Source organism: Simplicispira sp., assembly GCF_028687295.1.
Taxonomy (GTDB): Bacteria; Pseudomonadota; Gammaproteobacteria; order Burkholderiales; family Burkholderiaceae_C; genus Simplicispira; species Simplicispira metamorpha.
In genome coordinates, this window is record NZ_JAQUAL010000045.1 from 1 (window position 1) to 21,365 (window position 21,365).

The window sequence follows — 21,365 nt, forward strand, 5'->3', positions numbered from 1 at the left end:
CCTTGTTCGCCGCAGTAGGCGTTGGTGTCGGTAGTGAGAGAGATTTGCGGGCAGAAGCTGTAGAAGTCGTGTGCCGTGAAGTCGTAGCCCACACCCAGCAGCGCAGGCAGGTTTTTGACGGTGGCGCTGTGGCCCAGTAGGTGGTGGTAGTGGATGTGTTGTACGCCCAGCTGGCGCAGCAGTTGCACCAAGGCGGTCTCTTGCGCGGGCAAGGCAAAGTGCAGTTGCAGTGCATCGTCTTCGCTGGGTAAGCCCAGTTGCACGCCTTGGGCGGTGGGGCGCAATAGCACAAAGCTGGCTTGGGTTTGCAGGTGCTGGGCCAGTTCGCGTGCGTGGCGCACAGTGCCGCCCGCGCGGTCGTGCAGCACGGCCAGTACCACGGGCAGGCGGGGGGCCAGCACGCGTGCCAAATCCAGTGCAAAGCGGTAGGGCTGGGCGGGGTCTGCCTGCACAAAGGCGTGTACGTCGGCTTCGTAGCGTGGATGCAGGCGGCGCAGGGTTTCCATGGCGGCTTGTTCGCGCGGACTTTTGCTGGCGCCAAAACTCACGCCGCCGGTGTGCAGAACAAAGGTGTCGAGCAGGTGCAAGTTACGCCAACCGGCTTGGGCGGCGCGTTGGCAAAAATCGTTTTCTTCGCCGTAGCCCTTGCCGAAATTGGCCGTGTCGAACAGGCCTACCTGCGCCAGGCAGTCACGGCGGATGTACATGCAAAAACCCACACCCGTGGGCACATCGACCACTGCGCCGGGGTTGGTGCGCGCACACAGCGCATCCAGGCGGGCGGTGTCATAGCCTGCGGGCAGGTCGTTGTCCTGGCAGAACCGGGGGTAGCTGCAAATGGTGGCGTTATTGGAGAACGGCGTGACCGATGCCACTTTGCGGTCGCTGTAGGCGGCACGGCGGATGCGGTCCAGCCAGTCGTTGGCCACTTCGGTGTCGCTGTTGAGCAGCAAGACATCGTGGCTGTCGCTCAGGGCCATGCCCCGGTTCACGGTGCCGACAAAGCCGAGGTTTTCAGGGTTCTCTAATAGGGTAATGCGTGGTTCTTGCGCAGCACGCTCGCGCAGCCAGGTGGTGACTTCGGGCTCAGGGCTGGCGTCGTTGATGATCACAAGGCGGTAAGGCGTGGCGCAGGTGCTGGCCAGCACCGAATTGACGCACAGCTGGGTGTCTGCCAGCCCGCGGTACACGGGCACGATGATGTCCACGGGGTGGTTGGGGGCGGACTGGGGTTGGGGGCTGGGCTGGACGGCCTGGGCGGCACGGGCTGCGCTGCCGCGCCCGAGCAGGCGGTCGATGGCCATTTTGGCGTGAACCAAAGGGCGGGTGGCGCGGATAACGGTGGAGTTTTCTATGGATTGGAGGTGCGCGGCCAGTTGCTCAACGTGGGCTTGCAGGCGGGCGCGTTCTTGTTCCAGGGCGTGCTGTTGCTGCTGCAGTTGCAGTTGTTGTGCGGCGGCGGCTGCCAGGCTGTGCTGCTGGGCGGCGTTTTGTTGCAGCAGGGCGGTTTGTTGTTGGTGGTGTGCCGCTTGCAGCTGCTGGTGGGCTTGTTCCAGCACTTGCATTTGTATTTGCAGGGGCTGTACGCGGCTGGCCAGGGCCAGGTAGTCGGCGGACATGGGCCAGCCCAGCTCTACGCTCAGGCTGGCGCCGGGCGTTTGCAGCGCTTGCGCCAGCAGCGCGGGCGGAATGGGTAATTCAAACCAAGGGTCGTCGCCGGTGAGCAGCAGCAAGGCGGTGTCGGGCGCGGTGGGCAGGGGCGGGTGCCACAGGATGTGCTGGTGGGCGCTGGCACTGAGCAGGCTGCCAGTGGCGGTGTGGGCGTTGGCCGGATCGGCGGCGCTGCTGTGGCTGGCGGTGCCAGCAGCGCTCCAGTGCCATCGCACTTGGCCATCGCTGGTGCGCAGGGTGAGGGCGTGCAGGTGCAAAAAACCGGGGCGGTCGGCGGGATCCAGGCGCAGGCGCGGAGCAGTGTCGTGCGTGGCAGGCAGCGTAAAACGCAGGGTTTGCCGCAACGTGCCAATGGCGCCGGTGCTGGTGAACTTGTGGCTTTCCTGAAATTGGCCGTTCTGCGTCACATACAGCTGGGCGGTGAATAAAGCCTGGGCGTTAGCTCCCTGGCTGGGTGATTGCGCGGCGGCTTCTGCGGCGGTCTGACCCAGCGCGCGCGGGCGGACAGCACCAATGAATTGGTACGTCAGGGCATCCTGTCCGGCCAGCAGGTAGCGGGCAGCGGCGGGTGGCAGCCTGTCAAAGGCCACGCCAAATTCAGATTCGGGCAGCTCGCGGCGGATGGTGTCCAAGGCATCCACGGCCCACCCTTGCTCGTGCAGCAGGCGCAATAGCGATGTGCGCGTAAAAAAGCGCAGATGTGTGCGGTCCAGCAGGCCTTCGTCGCGGTAGCGGAACTCGCCGTGCAGCAGCTCGGCTACCAGGCCGCAATAGGCAGCGTTGGGCACCGAGATCAGCAACTGGCCATCGGGGGCCAGCAGCGCGCGGCAGGTGTCCAGAATGCGCTCGGGCTGGCGCAGGTGCTCCAGCACATCGGCGCAGACGATGCGGTCGTAGCGTTGACCAGCCAACAGGGTGTGCAGGTCGGCAGTTTCCAGATCGGCCACTTCCACGCGGCGGTAGTGAGGGCGGGCGTGGGCAGCTTCGGCCTCGCTCCAGGTGATGCCGTCGGTAGTGCAGGCGCGGTGCTGGGCCAGGTACTGTCCCAGGGCACCGCTGCCGCAGCCCAAGTCGAGTACGGTGGCGCCTTGGGGTACCCACTGCGCCAACACGGACAGTGAGGTGCGCTCATCGGCGTTGATGTGGCGCACGTAAACGTGCAAATCCTCGGTTGAATGCGTCATTCCGGGATTATCGCGGGCGAGGAAGCGGCGCTCGGGGGCGCCCGGTTGCTTTGGTGTCCATATGACCAAGACTGAGCGGCAAGCCTCGGAGCTCAGCCCGAGGTTCGAGCGATCAGGCCGGTACGGCCTGTGGTGTTTTTCTCTCGCCATCACCTATGATTTTGTCCATGGTCACCGCCACCAAAACTCTCCAGCTGCGCCTCAAAGACAAGTACACCAAGGTGCTGCGCCAGATGGCGCGCGAGGTCAATCAGGTGTGGAACCACATCAACGCCATCTCTGCCAAGGCAGCGCGCCCTTTCCATGGCAAACCCCAATTCTTCTCGGGCTACGACCTGCAAAAATTCACGGCGGGGTTCAGTAAATGCGACGGCGTGAGCGTGGGCAGTGGCACCGTGCAATTGGTGTGTGTCGAGTACGCAACGCGCCGCAAGCAATTCAAGAAGACCCGCTTGAACTGGCGCGTCAGCAATCCGAAGTCCAGCAAATACTCGCTGGGCTGGATACCGTTCAAAGGCGGGCACGCCAAATACAAGGCCGGGCAAATCCACTTTGCCGGGAAAAAGTTCGGCCTCTGGGACAGCTATGGTCTGTCCAAGTACGAGCTGCTCGCAGGTTCATTCAGCGAAGACAGCCGGGGGCGCTGGTATTTCAACGTGGCGGTAGAAGTCGAGGTTCAAGCCTCCCCCGGCACAGCAGCGGTAGGCATCGACTTGGGTCTGAAAGACTGCGCCACCACTTCGGATGAACAAAAGCTGCATGGGCGTTGGTATCGCAGCCATGAGCAGGCGCTGGGCCTTGCACAGCGGGCCCACAAGAAAAAGCGCATCAAGGCCATCCACGCCAAGATCAAAAACCAGCGCAAAGACGATATGCACCAGTTCAGCAGCAAGCTGGTGCAAGAAAACGCCGCCATCTTCGTGGGCGATGTGGCCAGCGCAAAGCTGGTTAAAACCAAGATGGCCAAGTCCACGCTGGATGCGGGCTGGTCATCACTGAAGACGATGTTGGAATACAAGAGCCATCAGGCCGGTATCGTCTTTATGGAAGTCAACGAAAGCTACACCACCCAGACTTGTTCGTGCTGCGGGAGCATTCCCGCCAGCAGTCCGAAAGGTAGAGCGGGCCTTGGAATAAGAGAATGGGTTTGCAGCGAATGTGGAACGGCGCACGACCGGGACGTCAACGCGGCCAAAAACATTCTCGCGGCGGGACATCGCCGTCTTGCAGAAGGAATCCCCGTCCTTTAGGTCGGGGAGGATGTCAAGGGTGCATGGCGCCATGCAGTCAAAATCGCGCCCCAATGACTTCTTTCCCCTCATCTTCACCGACCCTGGTGGTCTCGGTGGTAAGCCATGGCCATGGCCCGTTGGTGCAGCGCTTGGTGCACGAGCTGGCGCAGTGCTGCGCCGCCAGCGTGTCCCGCGTGGTGCTGACGCTCAATTTGCCCGAAGCCGTGCCCGCGCCGCCACCGGGAGGCTGGCCTTTTGTGCTGGAGGTGGTACACAACCGCACGCCCGCAGGGTTTGGCGCTAACCACAACCGCGCGCTGGCCGGGGCGCGCGAGCGCTTTGTTTGTGTGCTCAACCCCGATGTAGCGCTGGCTGGGCGGGATCCGTTGGCCAGCCTGGTGCAAGCAGCGGCCCAGCCCGGGGTGGGTTGTGCCTATCCGGTGCAGGTAGACGCGCACGGCGTAGTGCAAGACAGCGAGCGTGCCTTGCCCACTCCGGCAGCGTTATGGCGCAGACGCGCTTTGGGGCAGGCCGAGCAGCGCACCGATTGGGTCAATGCCGCGTGTCTGGTGCTGCCGCAACCGGTGTGGCAGACCATTGGTGGGTTTGACGAGGCCTATTTCATGTACTGCGAGGATGTGGATTTGTGCCTGCGCCTGCGCTTGGCTGGATTGGCGCTGGTGCGCGCGCCCGCACAGGTGTTGCACACAGGCACGCGCGCCAGCCACCGGCGTTGGTCGCATTTGCGCTGGCATGTGCGCAGCCTGCTGCGGCTGTGGTGTTCACCCGTGTACCGGCAGGCTCGGCGTCTGTTGGCGGCCCAGGCGCCCGGCGCAGGTACCATCGGCGCCCCATGATCTGGTTGTCTTTAGTGGCTTTTTTGGTGGCGGCGGTGGTCGCTGGTGCGGTGGTGCGGTGGCTGCGTGACCATGCGGCCCTGTATGGCCACGGCATGCCGCAGCGCTTTCATCTGGGCCATGTGCCACGGCTGGGCGGGGTCGCGGTGTTGGCAGGCACCGTGCTGGCGTGGCTGCTGGGCATGGCGCAGACAGCGTGGTGGGGTGACCCGGGCTCCCTGCGCCTGGGCGCCTGGGTGGGCTGGTGGTTGCTGGTGCTGCTGCCGGCCGCGCTCGGCGGCATTTCTGAAGACCTGACCCAGCGCCTGACGGTGCGCTACCGCCTGACCATGACCACGCTGTCGGGGGTGCTGGCCATTGTGTTGTTGGACATGACCGTGCCGCACATGGGCTTGCCCTGGCTGGATGCATTGCTGGTCGCAGCGCCTTGGCTGGGGTGGTGCATTGTCTTGCTGGCGGTGGCTGGTCTGCCGCACGCGTTCAATATCATTGATGGCTACAACGGCCTGGCTGGCATGGTGGCGCTGATTGTGTGCCTGGCCTTGGCCCACGTTGCGTTGCAGGTAGGCGACCGTGCTTTGGCGGCCTTGCTGGTGGCCACTGCGGCCGCCACGGGCGGGTTTCTGGTGTGGAACTACCCGCGCGGCATGCTGTTTGCGGGCGATGGCGGCGCCTATGTGTGGGGCGTGGTGATTGCACTGGCCAGCATCGCCCTGGTGCAGCGCAATACCGATGTGTCGCCCTGGTTCCCCATGCTGTTGCTGATCTACCCGGTGTGGGAAACGGTGTTTTCCATCTACCGCAAACTGGTGCGCGGGGTGTCGCCGGGGGTGGCCGATGCCTTGCATTTTCACCAGCTGATTTACCGGCGCATTGTGCGCAGCGTGTTCCACGATGACGAGTCGCGCCGCGTGCTCATGCGCAACAACCGCACCTCGCCCTATTTGTGGGGCTTTACCTTGCTCACAGTCGTGCCCGCCGTGCTGTTCTGGAACAACACCTGGGTGCTGGTGGGGTTTTGCCTGCTGTTTGTGGTGAGCTATGTAGTGGCTTATCTGGCCATCGTGCGCTTCAAGGTGCCCGACTGGCTGCGCCGCTGAGGCGCCTGGTCTGCGGCACGAATCCTTCACACGGATGCGGCACAATTTGCGCCTCTTTGTTCACCCAACTTCAGCGCCTCCATGACATCCCCCACCCCTGACCCCGACCTGTCGCACATCGGCCCCCGCGAAAAAGCCGAAATCCTGGCCCAGGCCCTGCCTTACATCCGCAAGTTCCATGGCAAAACCATGGTCATCAAATACGGCGGCAACGCCATGACCGATCCGGCCTTGCAGCAAGATTTTGCCGAGGATGTGGTGCTGCTCAAGCTGGTGGGCATGAACCCGGTGGTGGTGCATGGCGGTGGCCCGCAGATCGAGGCGGCGCTGGGCCGCCTGGGCAAGAAGGGCGAGTTCATCCAGGGCATGCGCGTGACCGACGCCGAGACCATGGAAGTGGTCGAGTGGGTGCTGGCCGGCGAAGTGCAGCAAGACATCGTGGGCCTGATCAACCAGGCCGGTGGCAAGGCCGTGGGCCTGACCGGGCGCGATGGCGGCCTGATCCGCGCGCAAAAGCTCAAGATGGTCGATAACAAAGACCCCAGCGTCGAGCACGATGTGGGCCAGGTGGGCGACATCGTCTCCATCGACCCCAGCGTGGTCAAGGCGTTGCAAGATGATGCCTTCATCCCCGTCATCAGCCCGATTGGTTTTGGCGAGCACAACGAGAGCTACAACATCAACGCCGACGTGGTGGCCAGCAAACTGGCCGAAGTGCTCAAGGCTGAAAAGCTCATGCTGCTGACCAACACCCCCGGTGTGCTCGACAAAGCGGGCAACCTGCTGACCGACCTGACCGCGCGCCGCATTGACGAGCTGTTTGCCGACGGCACCATCAGCGGCGGCATGCTGCCCAAGATTGCTGGCGCGCTGGACGCCGCCAAGGCCGGTGTGAACGCCGTTCACATCATTGATGGCCGCGTGCCCCACGCCATGCTGCTGGAAATCCTGACCGATCAGGCCTACGGCACCATGATCCGCGCCCGCTGAAGGCGCTGGCTCCTGCCAGCTTCGCGCAGGCAGTGGCGATGGAGTTGGATGTAAAAAATGCCTTAGGCGCCCGCCTGTCGGGCGTTAGCAGCTATCAATAAAGTAGCAAAATACACCGGACAGCAAGAGGTATTTCCCCGCAGCGCAACGGTATTGGGGGGTGCCGGATGGCTGTGCGAGAATCATTTGCACACACTTCTTGCACCCATGTCCGAGTTCGAATCCCCCCCCGAAGCCGTCGAAGCCGCTCCCAGCGCCGAGGCCACCCCCGTCCCCCGCAAGCGCCCCAAGCCGGGAGAACGGCGCGCGCAGATTCTGCAAACGCTGGCCGCCATGCTGGAGCAGCCCGGGGCCGAGCGCATCACCACGGCTGCGCTGGCTGCGCGCCTGTCGGTGAGCGAGGCCGCGCTGTACCGGCACTTTGCCAGCAAGGCGCAGATGTACGAGGCGCTGATCGATTTCATCGAGCAGTCCGTGCTCACGCTGGTGCAGCAGGTGGTGGGCCGCGAGCTGCCCACGCCCGAACAAGGCGCTGACGTGGGCACCCGGCAGGCCGCGCGCGTGGTGGCGCTGGTGTTGCAGTTTGGTGAGCGCAACCCCGGGCTGGCGCGCCTGATGGCAGGCGACGCGCTGGTGCTGGAGCACGAGCGCCTGCAAGAGCGCATGAACCGGTTTTTTGATGGCATAGAGCTGGCCCTGCGCCAGTGCCTGCGCCCGGCCGCAGACGCCGCAGGCTCGGCCACACCCACCGTGGATGCCCAGGTGGCCGCCAGCGTGCTGGTGGCTTTTGCGCTGGGCCGGTTGCAGCGCTATGCCCGCACAGGCTTTCGGCGCCTGCCCACCGAGCATCTGGACGCCAGCCTGGCCATGCTGCTGTAACGCACCTGCCAGCGCAGCACACCGGCGCCCCCATGGGGCGCTTTTTTTATTTGTGCGCCGGGTATTGCCCACGCGAAGGGGTTTGTTGCAGAATAGAACGGTCGTTCGTTTTTATTCTGATTCATGTCCGCTGACGCTTCCTCCCTCCCCGAAGGCACTGCGCCGCGCCGCCGCAACGCTGGTGGCCGCACCCTGCCCAAAGGCCAGCAAACCAAGGCCGCCATCGTCGAGGCCGCGCTGGGCTTGGCCACCCACATCGGCCTGGAGGGTTTGTCGATTGGCGCCCTGGCGGACGTCACGGGCATGAGCAAGTCCGGCGTCTTTGCGCACTTTGGTTCGCGCGAAGAGCTGCAAATTTCCGTCATCCAGCAATACCACGCCTGCTTTGAGCAAGAAGTGTTTTTTCCGGCCCTGCGGGCAGAGCGCGGCCTGCCCCGCCTGCGCGCGCTGTTTGACAACTGGATGAAGCGCACCACCGTCGAGCTGGATTCGGGCTGCATCTACATCAGCGGCGCGGTGGAGTTCCACGAGCGCACCGGCCCCGTGCGCGATGCGCTGGCGCAGTCGGTGCAGGCCTGGATGGGCGCCATGCGCCGTGCCATTGCGCAGTGCCAGGCGCTGGGCCAGTTGCACGCCAACGCCGAACCTGAGCAAGTGCTGTTTGAAATCCACGGCCTGATTCTGGCGCTGCACTACGAAGCCCGTTTTTTGCACAGCCCCGGCGCCATAGAGCGTGCCGTGCGCGGCTTCGACAGCGTGCTGACCCGTTACGGCGCCCGCGCCGCCTGATTGCCGCCCCCCTTTTACAACCCCAGGAGACAAAACCATGCCCACTTACACCCCACCCCTGCGCGACATGCAATTCGTCCTGCACGAAGTGCTCAAAGTCACCGATGAATTGAAGGTGCTGCCACCCCACGCCGAGGTGGACGCCGACACCATCAACGCCGTGCTCGAAGAAGGTGGCAAGTTTGCCGCCGAGGTGGCCTTTCCGCTGAACATCAGCGGCGACACCGAAGGCTGCCGCCTGGACAAAACCACGCATGAAGTGACCACGCCCCAGGGCTTCAAAGAAGCCTACGCCCAGTACGTGGAAGGTGGCTGGGCCGCGCTGTCGTGCGACCCGCAGTACGGCGGCCAGGGCCTGCCGTTTGTGGTCAACCAGTGCTTCTACGAGATGATGAACGCGGCCAACCAGGCCTGGACGATGTACCCCGGCCTCTCGCACGGCGCCTACGAGTGCCTGCACGCCCACGGCACCGAAGCGCAAAAAGCCCTGTACCTGCCCAAGCTGACCAGCGGCGAATGGACGGGCACCATGTGCCTGACCGAGCCGCACTGCGGCACCGACCTGGGCCTGCTGCGCACCAAGGCCGAGCCGCAAGAAGATGGCACCTACAAAATCACCGGCGCCAAGATTTTCATCAGCGCGGGCGAGCATGACATGGCCGCCAACATCGTCCACCTGGTGCTGGCCCGCCTGCCCGACGCGCCAGCGGGCAGCAAAGGCATCAGCCTGTTTGTGGTGCCCAAGTTCCAGATCAATGCCGACGGCACGCTGGGCGAGCGCAACGCCATCTTCTGCGGCGCGCTGGAGCACAAGATGGGCATCCACGGCAACGCCACGGCGCAAATCCACATCGACGGTGCCACCGGCACCCTGGTGGGCCAGCCACACAAGGGCCTGGCCGCCATGTTTGTGATGATGAACGCCGCCCGCCTGGGCGTGGGCAACCAGAGCCTGGGCCTGACCGAAGTGGCCTACCAGAACGCGCTGGCCTACGCCAAAGACCGCCTGCAAATGCGCTCCTTGAGTGGCACCAAGGCCAAAGACAAACCGGCCGACCCCATCATCGTCCACCCCGATGTGCGCAAGATGCTGCTCACCGCCAAGGCCTACGCCGAAGGGGGCCGTGCGCTGCAATGCTTTTGCGCCGTGCTGCTGGACAAAGAACTGCACCACCCCGACGAGAAAGTGCGCAAAGACTCGGGCGACCTGCTGGCGCTGCTGACGCCCATCGTCAAAGCCTTCATCACCGACAACGGCTTTGAAGCGGCCGTCATGTGCCAGCAGGTGTACGGCGGCCACGGCTTCATCAAGGAATGGGGCATGGAGCAGTTTGTGCGCGATGCGCGCATCAACATGATTTACGAAGGCACCAACACCATCCAGTCGCTGGACTTGCTGGGCCGCAAGGTGCTGGGCAACAACGGCGCCACGCTGAAAAAGTTTGGCAAGCTGGTGGCCGCGCTGGTGCAGGAAGAGGGCGTGAACGAGAAGATGGCCGAGTTCATCAACCCGATTGCCTACCTGGGCGACCAGATGACCAAATTCACCACCGAAATCGGCTTCAAGGGCCTGCAAAACCCCGACGAAGTGGGCGCTGCTGCGGTGGACTACCTGCGCGTGGCAGGCCACCTGGTGTTTGGCTACTTTTTTGCCCGCATGGCCCAGGTGGCGCTGCGCGAAATCGCCGCAGGCAACACCGACCCCTTCTACGGCGCCAAGCTGCAAACGGCGCGCTTTTACTTTGCCAAGCTGCTTCCCGAAACGGCCATGCTGATGCGCACCGCGCGCGCTGGCAGCAAAGTGCTGATGGACACCGATCTGGCCCTGGCCTGATGGCGCCCGCACCGCAAATTTCAAGCCTTTTGGCACTGGAGAGCCCATGCGACAAGCGCTAGCAGCTATTATTTTTGTAGCTATTTCCGCCCCCGCCTGGGCCCAGATGACCCCCGAAGGGCTGTGGCGCAACATCGACGACAAGAGCGGCGAGGCCAAGGCCGAGATCCGCATCCAGGGCAACAGCGCTGGCGTGCTGACGGGCGTGCTGGAAAAGCGCCTGGCCAAAGACGCCAAGCCCGACGACCTGTGCAAAGAGTGCAGCGACGAGCGCAAGAACCAGCCGATCTTGGGCCTGGAAATCATCCGGGGCGCGCAAAAGGCAGAGGGCAAAGACGTGTGGGAGGGCGGCAAGATTCTCGACCCCGAGAACGGCCGCAACTACACCCTGCGCCTGACGCCCATCGAGGGCGGCAAAAAGCTCGAAGTGCGCGGCTCCCTGGGCCCGTTTGGCCGCACGCAAACCTGGGTGCGCGTGCAGTAAATCCGTTTTACGCGCCGGGCGGGCCGCTGCTGGCTTGCTACGTGCCCGGCGCACTTTTTTTGGAGTATTTCCAATGACCCGATTCCAAGTGAAAAAAGTCGCCGTCCTCGGCGCTGGCGTGATGGGTGCGCAAATTGCCGCGCACCTGGTCAACGTCAAGGTGCCCGTGGTGCTGTTCGATCTGCCGGCCAAGGAAGGCGCCAAGAACGGCATCGTCACCCGCGCCATCGACAACCTGAAAAAGCTCAAGCCCGCGCCGCTGGGCGTGGCCCAGGATGCCGCGCTGATTGGCCAGGCCAACTACGAAGAGCACCTGGAACAGCTGCGCGGCTGCGACCTCATCATCGAGGCCATTGCCGAGCGCATGGACTGGAAGCTGGACTTGTACGCCAAGATTGCCCCGTTTGTGGCGCCGCACGCCATCGTGGCCAGCAACACCTCGGGCCTGTCGATCACCAAGCTTTCGGCAGCGCTGCCCGAGAGCATCCAGCCGCGTTTTTGCGGCATCCACTTCTTCAACCCGCCGCGCTACATGCACCTGGTGGAGCTGATCGACACGCCCACCACGGCGCCCCAGGTGCTGGACCAGCTCGAAGCCTTTGTCACCAGCGGCCTGGGCAAAGGCGTGGTGCGCGCGCACGACACGCCCAACTTCATTGCCAACCGCGTGGGCATCGCCGGGATGCTCTCGACCATGCAAGAGGTGGAAAACTTTGGCCTCACCTACGACGTGGTGGACGACCTGACGGGCAAAAAACTGGGCCGCGCCAGCAGCGGCACCTTCCGCACCGCCGACGTGGTGGGGCTGGACACCATGGCCCACGTCATCAAGACGCTGCAAGACAACCTGAGCGAAGCAACTGATCCTTTCTACGCCAGCTTTGGCACCCCCGCCGTGGTGCAAAAACTGCTGGCGCTGGGCCACCTGGGGCAAAAAACCAAGGCCGGCTTTTACAAAAAGGTGGGGCGCGATGTGCTGCGCTTTGACCTGGCCAGCGAGGACTACGTGCCCGCAGGCCAGAAGGCCGACGAGGTCTATGCCCGCATGCTGAAAAAGCCCGCCGCCGAGCGCCTGCGCCTGCTGCGCAATGCCGAAGGGCCACAGGGCCAGTTTCTGTGGGCCATTTTGCGCAACAGCTTTCACTACGCCGCCCTGCACCTGGGCACGATTGCCGACAACGCCCGCGATGTCGATCAGGCCATGCGCTGGGGCTTTGGCATGGCGCAAGGCCCGTTCGAGCTGTGGCAAGACGCAGGCTGGCTGGACGTGGCCCGCATGGTGCAAGAGGACATTGACGCGGGCAAAGCCCTGTGCCGTGCGCCCCTGCCCGACTGGGTGTTCAATGGCCCGGTGGCGCAGGCCGGTGGCGTACACACCGCCGAGGGCTCGTGGAGCGCATCTGCTCAGAAATTCATAGCGCGTCGCGCGCTCCCCGTCTATGTTCGTCAGCATTTTCCTGAAAAATTGCTGGGCGAATCCCTGCCCGACTTCAAAACCGCAGGCCACACGCTGCACGAGGACGACGCCATCCGCCTGTGGACGCTGGATGCGGGCGAAGCGGCCAGCGGCAACGGCGTGCTGATTGCCAGCATCAAGACCAAGATGCACGCCCTCAGCCCCGACGTGTGCGAGGGGCTGGTGCAGGCCGTGGAGATGGCTGAAAAAGACTACGCCGGCATGGTGATCTGGTCGGGCGACGAGCCCTTCAGCGCCGGGGCTGACCTGCAAGCCATGCTGCCCGCCTTCATGGTGGCGGGCGTCAGCGCCATCGAGGGCGCCGAGGCGCAAATGCAAGACACCATGCTGCGCCTGCGCTACGCCAACGTGCCGGTGGTGTCGGCCATCCGGGGGCTGGCGCTGGGCGGCGGCTGCGAGCTGGCCGTGCATTGCGCGCGCCGCGTGGCGCACATGGAGAGCTACATCGGCCTGGTCGAAGTGGGCGTGGGCCTGGTGCCCGGCGCGGGCGGCCTGACCTACATTGCCCGGCGCGCCGCCGAAAACGCGGCCACCTCCACCGGCAAAGACCTGCTGCCCTTTTTGACCGAAGGCTTCACCGCCGCCGCCATGGCCAAGGTGGGCATGAGCGCGCTCGAATCGCGCCAGCTGGGCTACCTGCTCGACAGCGATGTGATCGTGCCGCACAAGGACGAGCTGCTCTACGTGGCCATCAACGAAGCCCGGGCGCTGGCCCACGGCGGCTGGCGCGCACCGCACCAGCGCCTGTTCCCGGTGGCAGGGCGCAGTGGCCGCGCCACCATCCTGGGCTCGCTGGTGAACATGCGCGATGGCGGCTTCATCAGCGCGCACGACTTCCACATTGCCAGCCTGATTGCCGACGTGCTCTGCGGCGGCGATGTCGATGCGGGCACGCTGGTCAGCGAGCAATACCTGATGGCGCTGGAGCGCAAGGCGTTTTGCGCACTCATCGTTCACCCCAAGACGCAAGAGCGCATTCTGGGCATGCTCTCCACCGGCAAGCCCGTGCGTAACTGAATCTGCCAGCAAGGAATCACTGTGATGAAACAAGTTCAAGACGCTTACATCGTTGCCGCCACGCGCACCCCCATCGGGCGTTCGCACCGGGGTTTTTTCCGCAACATGCGCCCCGACGATTTGCTGGCCACCACGCTCAAGGCCGCGCTGGCCGCAGCGCCCGGGCTGGACCCGGCGGCCATCGAAGACATCATCTGCGGCTGCGCCATCCCCGAAGCCCAGCAGGGCCTGAACGTGGCGCGCATTGGCGCCGTGCTGGCAGGCCTGCCCACCAGCGTGGGCGGTATCACCGTGAACCGCTTTTGCGCCTCGGGCCTGTCGGCGGTGCAGATGGCCGCCGACCGCATCCGTGTCGGTGAGGCCGAGGTAATGATTGCCGCCGGTGTCGAAAGCATGAGCATGGTGCCCATGATGGGCAACGCGCCCAGCCTCTCGCCCAGCATCTTTGAGCGCGACGGTGATGTGGGCATTGCCTACGGCATGGGCCTGACCGCAGAAAAAGTGGCCCAGCAGTGGCACGTGAGCCGCCAGGCGCAGGATGAATTTGCCCTGCAATCGCACCGCAAAGCCCTGGCAGCGCAGCAAGCGGGCTACTTTGCCGATGAAATCACCCCCATCGAAGTGACCGACCGCACGGCCAACCTGGAGACGGGAGAAACCATCGCCACCACCCGCTCGGTGGACATGGACGAAGGCGCCCGCGCCGACACCACGCTGGAGGGCCTGGCCAAGCTGCGCACGGTGTTTGCCGCGCGCGGCAGCGTGACGGCAGGCAACAGCAGCCAGACCAGCGATGGCGCCGGTGCGCTGATTTTGGCCAGCGGCGCCGCCGTGCAGCGCTTTGGCCTGACGCCGCTGGCGCGCTTTGTGTCCTACGCCGCCCGGGGGGTGCCGCCGCACATCATGGGCATTGGCCCCATCGAGGCCATCCCGGCCGCGCTGCGCTACGCCGGCTTGAACCAGAACGACATCGACTGGTTTGAGCTGAACGAGGCTTTTGCCGCCCAATCGCTGGCCGTCATGGGCCAGCTCGGGCTGGACCCGGCCAAGGTCAACCCCATGGGCGGCGCCATTGCCCTGGGCCACCCGCTGGGCGCCACGGGTGCCATCCGCTCGGCCACAGTGGTGCATGCGCTGCGCCGCAACAAGCTCAAGTACGGCATGGTGACCATGTGCGTGGGCATGGGCCAGGGCGCAGCGGGTATTTTCGAGGCGCTGTAAGCCGCGCCGCGCAACCGTTTGGCGCCTGCGCCGTCACCGCCAAGACGCCAGCGCGGCCCATTTCGCGGCACACTGCTGACCATGACTTCATTACATCCCCTGGACAAGGCGCTTGCGCTGGAGTCCGTAACCCCCGGGCAGTACCGAGGCCACACCAGCCCCGGTTACTGGAACATGGTCGGCCCCTATGGCGGTGCGACGGCCGCCACGGCGTTGCGCGCCGTGCTGCTGCACCCGCAGCTGCTGGGCGAGCCGCTGTCACTCACGGTCAACTTTGCCGCCGCCCTTACCGCAGGGCCCTTTACCGTGCAGGCCGAGCCGGTGCGCACCAACCGCTCTACGCAGCACTGGAACATCTCCATCCTGCAAACCGATGCCCAGGGCCAGCCGGTGGTCACCACCACGGCCACGGCGGTCACGGCGGTGCGCCGCGATACCTGGAGCCTGGGCGATGCGCCCATGCCCGCCGTGCCCCCGCCTGCGCAGTGCCCGCGCATTGCCTTGCGCACGGGCGTGGAGTGGCTCAACCGCTATGAAATGCGCCCCGTCACCGGCACCCTGCCCGAGCAGTGGGACGGCCAGGGCGACAGCAGCCTGAGCCAGCTCTGGATGCGCGACGAGCCCACCCGCACCCTGGACTTTTGCGCCCTGGCCGCGCTGGCCGATGTGTTCTTCCCCCGGGTGTGGCTGCGCCGTGCGGTGCGCGTGCCAGCGGGCACGGTATCGCTGACGGTGTATTTCCACGCCAACAGCGCCGAGCTGGCCGCCACCGGCAGTGGCTACCTGCTGGGCCAGGCGCGCGGCCAGGAGTTTCGCAACGGCTTTTTCGACCAGGCCGCGCAGCTGTGGAACGAAGCCGGTGCCATGCTGGCCACCAGCCACCAAATTGTCTATTTCAAAGAGTGAGCCCCATGAACGCATCCCCACAAGACATCCTGACCCACACCGAAGCCGGTGTGACCACCATCACCTTCAACCGGGTGGACAAGAAAAACTCCCTCACCGCCGCCATGTACGCCACCTTGGCCGACGCGCTGGACGCTGCCGCCCACGATGCCGCCGTGCGCGTGGTGGTGTTCCAGGGCGATGTGGCCATCTTCAGCGCGGGCAACGACATTGGCGACTTTTTGCAGCAGCCGCCCTCCACGCAGGATGCGCCGGTGTTCCGCTTTTTGCGCACCATCGCCACCTTTCCCAAGCCGGTGGTGGCAGCGGTGTGCGGCCCGGCCGTGGGCATTGGCACCACCATGCTGTTCCATTGCGATCTGGTCTATGCGGGCGACAACGCCGCGTTTTCCATGCCCTTCGTGAACCTGGGCCTGTGCCCTGAGGCCGCGTCGAGCCTGCTGGTGCCGCAGATGCTGGGCTACCACCGCGCAGCCGAGGCGCTTTTGCTGGGCGAGCCTTTCATGGCCGAGGCCGCGCTGGAAGTGGGCCTGGTCAACCGCGTGGTGCCGCCCACCGAGTGCAACGCCATCGCCCAGGCGCAAGCGCGCAAGCTGGCGGCCAAGCCGCTGTCGGCGCTGATCGAAACCAAGCGCCTGCTCAAACACGGCCAGAGCGCCGCGGTGCTGGAGCGCATCAACGAAGAAGGCACCAGCTTTGGCCGCATGCTGCGCGAACCCGCCGCCCGCGAAGCCTTCAGCGCCTTCATGGAAAAGAGAAGACCCGATTTCAGCGGCTGCTGAAATTGGGGCCCTCCGCAGGAGGGAGCCCTGCGAAGCGGGGCATGGGATCTTTCGCAAAAAGCGCAAACCTGATTTCAGCGGCTGCTGAAATCAGCGCCCTTCGCAGGAAGATGCATAGACAAAAAGTGCCTCCGGCGCCCGCATAGTCAGCGCAAGCAGCTCTTATTTCAGGAGCGAATCTGTAGGGGCGCAGCCTGCGGCCCGGTGGCCAGCTGCACGCCCAGGCGCTGTAGCAGCTCGGCAAAAGCGGGTGATGCCAGGTAGGCGTATTCGGTGGTGCGTGCGCTGGCGATGGCGTCGCCGGGCACGCTGGCGTTGGCGGGGTGGCACATGAGCAGGGCGCCGTCCTGCGCGTCGTGCAGCCACTGCGCCATGTGCGCGCCGTAGGCGGTGGGCGTGGGCGCATCAAAGTTATAGACCCCGGCAAAGCTGCGGTGGTGGCGCAGGCGCTCGCGCGCCAGCGCGCGCCGCAGGCTCCAGCCGCCCAGCAGGGCCAGCAGCGTGGCCTTGTTGGCGCCCCATTGGGCGGGCACGGTGTTGCGCACCCAGGGCGCTTGCGTGCCGTAGCGCTGGTGCAGCACGTGCAGCAGGGCCGTGCGCGCGCTGGGCAGCTGGTGGATGTGCTGGTGGCCGTCGATGAAGTCGGGCGGCGTGCCCGCGTGCTGCTCGAAGGCATCGAGCTGGCGGTGCAGGCTCTCTGCCATGGCTGCCGGGCGCAGTTGCCCGCTGTAGGCGCGGGCCAGCACCTGCACCAGGCGGGGCGCGGCTTGGCCGTGGCCTTCGGTCAGGTTCCAGTGCAGGCCCACTTGCAGCGCGGGGCGCAGTGGGGCCAGCAGCTGCGCCGCTTGTGGCCAGCGCGGTGCGGTGGTCATGCAGCTGGTGGCGCTCAGGCGCGCAGCCTGCGCCAGGGCGACCACGGCGGCATCCACGGCGGGGTGCAGCGCAAAGTCGTCGGCGCACAGGGTGATGTGCTTCATGGTGCGGGCCGGGCAAAGGCCCAGAGTTTGCTGCTGACAAAGGTGCCCACGGCCACGGCCAGCAGCACGGCCAGCAGGCTCAGCAGATAGTGCCAGGGCAGCCAGCGCAGGGCGGCCAGGTAGAGCAGCTCGTTGATGGCAAACGCGCTGCACGCCACCACAAAAAAGCGCGGCAAGGCCTGGCGGTGCCGGGCACCGCTGCCTGCAAACGTGAGCAGCGCATGGCCGCCGTAGCTGACCCAGAAAGCGACCAGAAACGCCACCCCATTGGCCCACAGCGGCGCCCACTGCGCACCCTGCACCAGCGCCCATACCACCAGCAGGTGCGTGGCGGCGGCGCTGCCGCCCACCAGCACAAAGCGCAGTGCCTGCGGCAGTTGCTGCACCCGGGTCAGGGCGGACATCGTGGGGGTCATGCGGTGCCCGGGTCGGTGTGGGTGCCCGTGCCGACGTTGGCGTTCGCGGGCGCTGCCGTTGCGGGCGCTGGTGCAGCCCCCGCCCCTGCCTCGCGCGCCAGCGGGCTGTGGTCTTCGTCCTGCGCCAGCAGGTACACGGGGCGCTGCTTCACTTCTTCGTAAATGCGGCCTATGTATTCGCCCAGGATGCCTATCGACAGCAGCTGCACGCCAGAAAACAGCATCACGCTGGCCGCCAGCGTGGGCCAGCCGCCCACGGGGTTGCCAAACAGCAGCGTCTCCAGGGTGATCCACAGCCCGTAGCAGATGGCCAGCACCGAGATGCAGGCGCCCGCCACGCTCCAAAAGCGCAGCGGCAGCGTGGTGAACGAGGTCAGCCCCAACAGCGCCAGCGCGCCCAGGCGGCGCAGGCTGAAGCTCGATTGCCCGCTGAAGCGCTCGGCGGGCACAAAGGGCAGGGCCACGGTCTGGAACCCCACCCAGGCGTACAGCCCTTTCATGAAGCGGTTGCGCTCGGGCAGGGCCTTGAGCGCCTGCACCACTTTGCGGTCCATCAGCCGGAAATCCCCGGCGTTGCGCGGGATGCGGATGTTGGAGCCAAAGTTCATCAGCCGGTAGAACACGTCGGTGCCCAGGCGCTTGGCGCTGCTCTCGCCCGCGCGGTCGGCAATCACGCCATACACCATGTCGTAGCCCGAACGCCAGAGTTCGACCATGCGCGCCACCAGCTCCAGCGGGTGCTGAAAATCCGCATCGATCAGCAGCACGGCGTTGCCGCGCGCGTGGTCCACCCCGGCGGACAGGGCCGCCTCTTTGCCAAAGTTGCGCGAGAACTCCAGGTAGCGCACGCCCAGCGTGGCGGCGTGGGCCAGGGCCACGTCGCGGGTGGCATCGCGGCTGCCGTCGTTGATGACCAGGATCTCAAAATCGGGCGTCAGCGCCTGGGCGGTGGCGTGCAGTGCGTGCAGAAACTCGGCCAGGTGGCCCGCCTCGTTGTAGGCGGGCACCACGCAGCTCAGGCGCAGCGGCGGTCGTGCGTGTACGGGTGCGGTGGGGGGGGGCAGGGGTGTCGTCATGGCAGGCGGGGCGGGGGTGGCGTGGCCGGCAAGGCGTCAAAGACGGCGTACACAAAGGTCTGGGGGCGGGGGAAGCGCCAGCCCTGGCGCTGCACGGCGATCAGGTGCGGCGCTGCGCTCTGGCCGCGCTGCGCCAGCCACTGCTGTGCGGTGTCTTCACACGCAGCGTCGGGGGCGGGGGCGCTGCCGGTGGTGCTGTAGGGGCCGCGCGGGCACAGCAGGATGCCCGCCTGCTGCTCCCAACCCGCGTGGGGGTTGAACAGGGCGGGGTAGGCATCGGGCAGGCCGGGCAGGGTGCGGGCGTGGGGCAGGGCGTAAAAGGCCAACAGGGCGTTTTCTGCCCAGGCACCGCCGACCCAGCCCAGCGCGGTGCCGGGGTGGCGCCGGGCCCAGTCATCGGCAATGGCCTGTGCGGCTTCAAAGCTGGGCCGGTAGTAGCCGCTGTGGCCCGAGCGGGCGTGCGACCAGGCCAGTGCCAGGCCCGCCAGCGCAATCGCCCCCAACACCGGCCAGAACGCCCGGTGCAGCGCCGCCAGCGCGCGTGCCGTGGCACCGGGCACGGCTGCTTGCAGGTTGCGCAGCCACAGCAGCGAAAAAGCAAACCCGATCGGAATGGCCCAGGGCGTGGACAGCTCGGCCACCCCCGCCACGCCAAAGCCCAGTGTCAGCGCCCAGGGCGTGAAGGCCAGCCAGAACAGGGTGTCGGCCCAGCCGGTGGGGCGCCAGCTTTGCCAGGCCAGGTGCAGCCACGTGCGCGCCCAGTGGCTTGCATCGGGCTGGGTTTTGCGCTGCCAGTAGCTGAACACGCCTACGCAGGCCAGCCAGCCGGGCAGCCAGTAAAACAGCGGAGCCAGGGCAAAGCGCAGCACATAGCCCCATTGGGTGGCGCCGCTGCCCTGGTCCATGGCGTAGCCCAGCGTGATCCAGCCGTGCCCGGCAATCCAGGCGATGTGCGGTGCCAGCGCGGCCGCAAACACGGCCAGCGCCAGGTAGGGTCGCGGCGATGCCAGCCACTGCCGCCCCGCCGCTGTGAGCAGCGTGGGCAACAGGAAACCAGCCAAAAACACCCCGCTGTAGTACTTGCTCAACATGCTGGCCGCCGCCAGCAGGCCCAGCGCCACACTGCACGCGGCCCCGCGCCAGCGCTGCTCTTGCCAACTGGCCAGCAGCATGGCCGCCGTCCAGGGCCACAGCGACAGCAACTGGCTGTTGGCATTGAACTTGGCAGCCAGGTTGGCGTAAGGCAGGCTCCATAGCAGCAGCAGTGCCGCTGTAGGGGCCAGCGCGCCCAGGCCCAGCCGCCGAGCCAGGTGCAGCACGCCCCACAGCCCCACAGCCACGTTGGTATAGGACAGCAGCCGGTAGGCCCAATCGGTCTGGGGGAACACGGCAAACCAGGCACCTACCACCCAGGCAAAAAACGGCGGGTGCTTGTGCGTGCCCCAGTCCCACGCCTGGGCCCAGGCGTAGTTTTCCAGCATGTCGTGGTAGCCATCCAGATTGCCTTGGGCTAACCACTGGAGCAGTGCCCAGACCAGGCACGAGGCCCCTATCACCACGGCCACACGTGTCGGCGCCAGAAGGGAGCGGGAGGGGGCACCGGGTGCGGCAAGGGCGGAGGTGTTCAAGGGCGGGTGGGGCAAGAAAAAAAGGTCAAGAATTGTAGGTGTTGGGCTGTGCGTGGGCGGTACGCCGCAGTGCGTCACAATCAGACACATGACGAAAAACGCAAAACTTCCCCTGGAGTTCGAGCCAGAGTTTATCGAGGGCCTCAAAGAAATTTTTGAGGAAAAAATTGTGTTCAACCAGGTGCTGGGCCTGAAGATCACCACTTTGCGGCCCCAGCAGGTGGTGGCGCGCATCGACATGAAACCCGATCTGGTCGGCCACTATGCCTACAACCGCGTGCACGGCGGCGTCATCAGTGCCGGGCTGGATGCCACAGGCGCCATGGCCGTGATGGCGGCCATTGGCGCGCGCCACATGGACGAGCCCCCCGCCCAGCGCCTGCACCGCTTTGCCAAGCTGGGCACCATTGATTTGCGTGTGGACTACCTGCGCCCTGGTATCGGCAGCCATTTCGAGCTGCGCGCTGAGGTGCTGCGCCTGGGCTCGCGCGTGGCCAGCACGCGCATGGAGTTCCTGGGCCCTGACGGGCAGCTCATGTCGGCAGGCTCGGCGGCTTACATCGTTTCTTGAGGGCGCTGATGCGCTCTGGCCGCGGCCACGCGGGCTGCTGCACAGTCCGCTGCTGTGCGCTGCTGCAAGGCTTGCAAGTGGATGCAACGGCTGAACCGTTTGCTTACTAGTCTTGCGTAACGCACCGGGTTTTTGCGCGCTGCCCCTCCTAGTACTACAGCCGTAGTCCTTGATGTAAAGTGCCACGCGTCAAAACAACGTGGCAAGTCAAGATGACGGTAGAGGTGCAGCCGTGGCTACAGGAATTGCTCAGCGTTCACAGCCGCTTGGCGCC

Annotated in this window: 18 protein-coding genes; 13 read left to right on the forward strand and 5 right to left on the reverse strand. The window is 65.5% G+C overall.

What is annotated here, in order from left to right; translation table 11 throughout:
* The coding region (locus PHX69_RS07095) for a methyltransferase domain-containing protein (RefSeq protein ID WP_288043043.1) at positions 1 to 2,855 on the reverse strand (2,855 nt) is incomplete at its 3' end.
* Positions 2,856 to 3,010: 155 nt separating this feature from the next.
* Between PHX69_RS07095 and PHX69_RS07100 the strand changes: the two genes are divergently transcribed.
* The 12 genes from PHX69_RS07100 to PHX69_RS07155 all read left to right on the forward strand — a co-directional run bounded on the left by PHX69_RS07100 (position 3,011) and on the right by PHX69_RS07155 (position 16,423).
* Complete coding sequence (locus tag PHX69_RS07100; protein ID WP_288043045.1) at positions 3,011 to 4,105, forward strand: RNA-guided endonuclease InsQ/TnpB family protein; 1,095 nt, start codon at positions 3,011 to 3,013, stop codon at positions 4,103 to 4,105.
* A gap of 53 nt (positions 4,106 to 4,158) precedes the next feature.
* The gene (locus tag PHX69_RS07105; RefSeq protein ID WP_288043047.1) at positions 4,159 to 4,944 is read left to right on the forward strand and encodes a glycosyltransferase family 2 protein; all 786 of its coding nucleotides are present in this window, start codon (positions 4,159 to 4,161) and stop codon (positions 4,942 to 4,944) included.
* Complete coding sequence (locus PHX69_RS07110; RefSeq protein WP_119012703.1) at positions 4,941 to 6,044, forward strand: MraY family glycosyltransferase; 1,104 nt, start codon at positions 4,941 to 4,943, stop codon at positions 6,042 to 6,044. The genes PHX69_RS07105 and PHX69_RS07110 overlap by 4 nt, the downstream gene beginning before the upstream one ends.
* 81 nt (positions 6,045 to 6,125) lie before the next feature.
* The gene (argB, locus tag PHX69_RS07115; protein ID WP_119012702.1) at positions 6,126 to 7,034 is read left to right on the forward strand and encodes an acetylglutamate kinase; all 909 of its coding nucleotides are present in this window, start codon (positions 6,126 to 6,128) and stop codon (positions 7,032 to 7,034) included.
* 207 nt (positions 7,035 to 7,241) lie between these two features.
* Entirely contained in the window at positions 7,242 to 7,913 is a 672-nt protein-coding gene (slmA, locus tag PHX69_RS07120; RefSeq protein ID WP_288043049.1) for a nucleoid occlusion factor SlmA, read from the forward strand.
* Between the two features lie 123 nt (positions 7,914 to 8,036).
* Positions 8,037 to 8,702: a TetR/AcrR family transcriptional regulator gene (locus PHX69_RS07125; protein WP_288043050.1), complete on the forward strand. Its 666-nt coding sequence runs from the start codon at positions 8,037 to 8,039 to the stop codon at positions 8,700 to 8,702.
* Between the two features lie 37 nt (positions 8,703 to 8,739).
* Entirely contained in the window at positions 8,740 to 10,536 is a 1,797-nt protein-coding gene (locus PHX69_RS07130) for an acyl-CoA dehydrogenase C-terminal domain-containing protein (RefSeq protein WP_288043051.1), read from the forward strand.
* A 46-nt stretch (positions 10,537 to 10,582) separates the two neighbouring features.
* Complete coding sequence (locus tag PHX69_RS07135) at positions 10,583 to 11,020, forward strand: DUF2147 domain-containing protein (RefSeq protein WP_119012698.1); 438 nt, start codon at positions 10,583 to 10,585, stop codon at positions 11,018 to 11,020.
* A gap of 73 nt (positions 11,021 to 11,093) precedes the next feature.
* The gene (locus PHX69_RS07140) at positions 11,094 to 13,514 is read left to right on the forward strand and encodes a 3-hydroxyacyl-CoA dehydrogenase/enoyl-CoA hydratase family protein (protein ID WP_288043053.1); all 2,421 of its coding nucleotides are present in this window, start codon (positions 11,094 to 11,096) and stop codon (positions 13,512 to 13,514) included.
* A gap of 24 nt (positions 13,515 to 13,538) precedes the next feature.
* Complete coding sequence (locus PHX69_RS07145) at positions 13,539 to 14,735, forward strand: acetyl-CoA C-acyltransferase (protein ID WP_288043054.1); 1,197 nt, start codon at positions 13,539 to 13,541, stop codon at positions 14,733 to 14,735.
* An 81-nt stretch (positions 14,736 to 14,816) separates the two neighbouring features.
* Complete coding sequence (locus PHX69_RS07150; RefSeq protein ID WP_288043055.1) at positions 14,817 to 15,641, forward strand: acyl-CoA thioesterase; 825 nt, start codon at positions 14,817 to 14,819, stop codon at positions 15,639 to 15,641.
* Positions 15,642 to 15,646: 5 nt separating this feature from the next.
* Positions 15,647 to 16,423, forward strand: a complete 777-nt coding sequence (locus PHX69_RS07155; RefSeq protein WP_288043056.1) for an enoyl-CoA hydratase — start codon at positions 15,647 to 15,649, stop codon at positions 16,421 to 16,423.
* A gap of 167 nt (positions 16,424 to 16,590) precedes the next feature.
* Here the strand turns inward: PHX69_RS07155 and PHX69_RS07160 are convergent, their stop codons facing one another.
* The 4 genes from PHX69_RS07160 to PHX69_RS07175 are packed head-to-tail and all read right to left on the reverse strand — an operon-like array spanning position 16,591 to position 20,520.
* Entirely contained in the window at positions 16,591 to 17,400 is an 810-nt protein-coding gene (locus tag PHX69_RS07160) for a ChbG/HpnK family deacetylase (RefSeq protein WP_288043057.1), read from the reverse strand.
* Entirely contained in the window at positions 17,397 to 17,804 is a 408-nt protein-coding gene (locus tag PHX69_RS07165) for a GtrA family protein (protein WP_241524900.1), read from the reverse strand. The genes PHX69_RS07160 and PHX69_RS07165 overlap by 4 nt, the downstream gene beginning before the upstream one ends.
* Positions 17,805 to 17,812: 8 nt before the next feature.
* Positions 17,813 to 18,892 (reverse strand): glycosyltransferase family 2 protein, encoded by a 1,080-nt coding sequence (locus tag PHX69_RS07170; RefSeq protein WP_119012692.1) that lies wholly within the window; start codon positions 18,890 to 18,892, stop codon positions 17,813 to 17,815.
* Complete coding sequence (locus PHX69_RS07175) at positions 18,889 to 20,520, reverse strand: glycosyltransferase family 39 protein (protein ID WP_288043058.1); 1,632 nt, start codon at positions 20,518 to 20,520, stop codon at positions 18,889 to 18,891. Before PHX69_RS07175 ends, PHX69_RS07170 begins: the two co-directional genes overlap by 4 nt.
* Positions 20,521 to 20,608: 88 nt before the next feature.
* Between PHX69_RS07175 and PHX69_RS07180 the strand changes: the two genes are divergently transcribed.
* Positions 20,609 to 21,091: a thioesterase family protein gene (locus tag PHX69_RS07180; protein WP_119012690.1), complete on the forward strand. Its 483-nt coding sequence runs from the start codon at positions 20,609 to 20,611 to the stop codon at positions 21,089 to 21,091.
* Positions 21,092 to 21,365 lie beyond the last annotated feature (274 nt).

What these genes read in the sequence shown, in the direction of transcription:
- PHX69_RS07105 (WP_288043047.1), top strand. Translation starts at nt 4,159, where the DNA reads ATGACTTCTTTCCCCTCATCTTCACCGACCCTGGTGGTCTCGGTGGTA.
- PHX69_RS07110 (WP_119012703.1), top strand. Translation starts at nt 4,941, where the DNA reads ATGATCTGGTTGTCTTTAGTGGCTTTTTTGGTGGCGGCGGTGGTCGCT.
- PHX69_RS07165 (WP_241524900.1), bottom strand. Translation starts at nt 17,804, where the DNA reads ATGTCCGCCCTGACCCGGGTGCAGCAACTGCCGCAGGCACTGCGCTTT.
- PHX69_RS07145 (WP_288043054.1), top strand. Translation starts at nt 13,539, where the DNA reads ATGAAACAAGTTCAAGACGCTTACATCGTTGCCGCCACGCGCACCCCC.
- PHX69_RS07135 (WP_119012698.1), top strand. Translation starts at nt 10,583, where the DNA reads ATGCGACAAGCGCTAGCAGCTATTATTTTTGTAGCTATTTCCGCCCCC.
- PHX69_RS07130 (WP_288043051.1), top strand. Translation starts at nt 8,740, where the DNA reads ATGCCCACTTACACCCCACCCCTGCGCGACATGCAATTCGTCCTGCAC.
- PHX69_RS07150 (WP_288043055.1), top strand. Translation starts at nt 14,817, where the DNA reads ATGACTTCATTACATCCCCTGGACAAGGCGCTTGCGCTGGAGTCCGTA.
- PHX69_RS07125 (WP_288043050.1), top strand. Translation starts at nt 8,037, where the DNA reads ATGTCCGCTGACGCTTCCTCCCTCCCCGAAGGCACTGCGCCGCGCCGC.
- slmA (WP_288043049.1), top strand. Translation starts at nt 7,242, where the DNA reads ATGTCCGAGTTCGAATCCCCCCCCGAAGCCGTCGAAGCCGCTCCCAGC.
- argB (WP_119012702.1), top strand. Translation starts at nt 6,126, where the DNA reads ATGACATCCCCCACCCCTGACCCCGACCTGTCGCACATCGGCCCCCGC.
- PHX69_RS07100 (WP_288043045.1), top strand. Translation starts at nt 3,011, where the DNA reads ATGATTTTGTCCATGGTCACCGCCACCAAAACTCTCCAGCTGCGCCTC.
- PHX69_RS07170 (WP_119012692.1), bottom strand. Translation starts at nt 18,892, where the DNA reads ATGACGACACCCCTGCCCCCCCCCACCGCACCCGTACACGCACGACCG.
- PHX69_RS07160 (WP_288043057.1), bottom strand. Translation starts at nt 17,400, where the DNA reads ATGAAGCACATCACCCTGTGCGCCGACGACTTTGCGCTGCACCCCGCC.
- PHX69_RS07140 (WP_288043053.1), top strand. Translation starts at nt 11,094, where the DNA reads ATGACCCGATTCCAAGTGAAAAAAGTCGCCGTCCTCGGCGCTGGCGTG.
- PHX69_RS07155 (WP_288043056.1), top strand. Translation starts at nt 15,647, where the DNA reads ATGAACGCATCCCCACAAGACATCCTGACCCACACCGAAGCCGGTGTG.
- PHX69_RS07180 (WP_119012690.1), top strand. Translation starts at nt 20,609, where the DNA reads ATGACGAAAAACGCAAAACTTCCCCTGGAGTTCGAGCCAGAGTTTATC.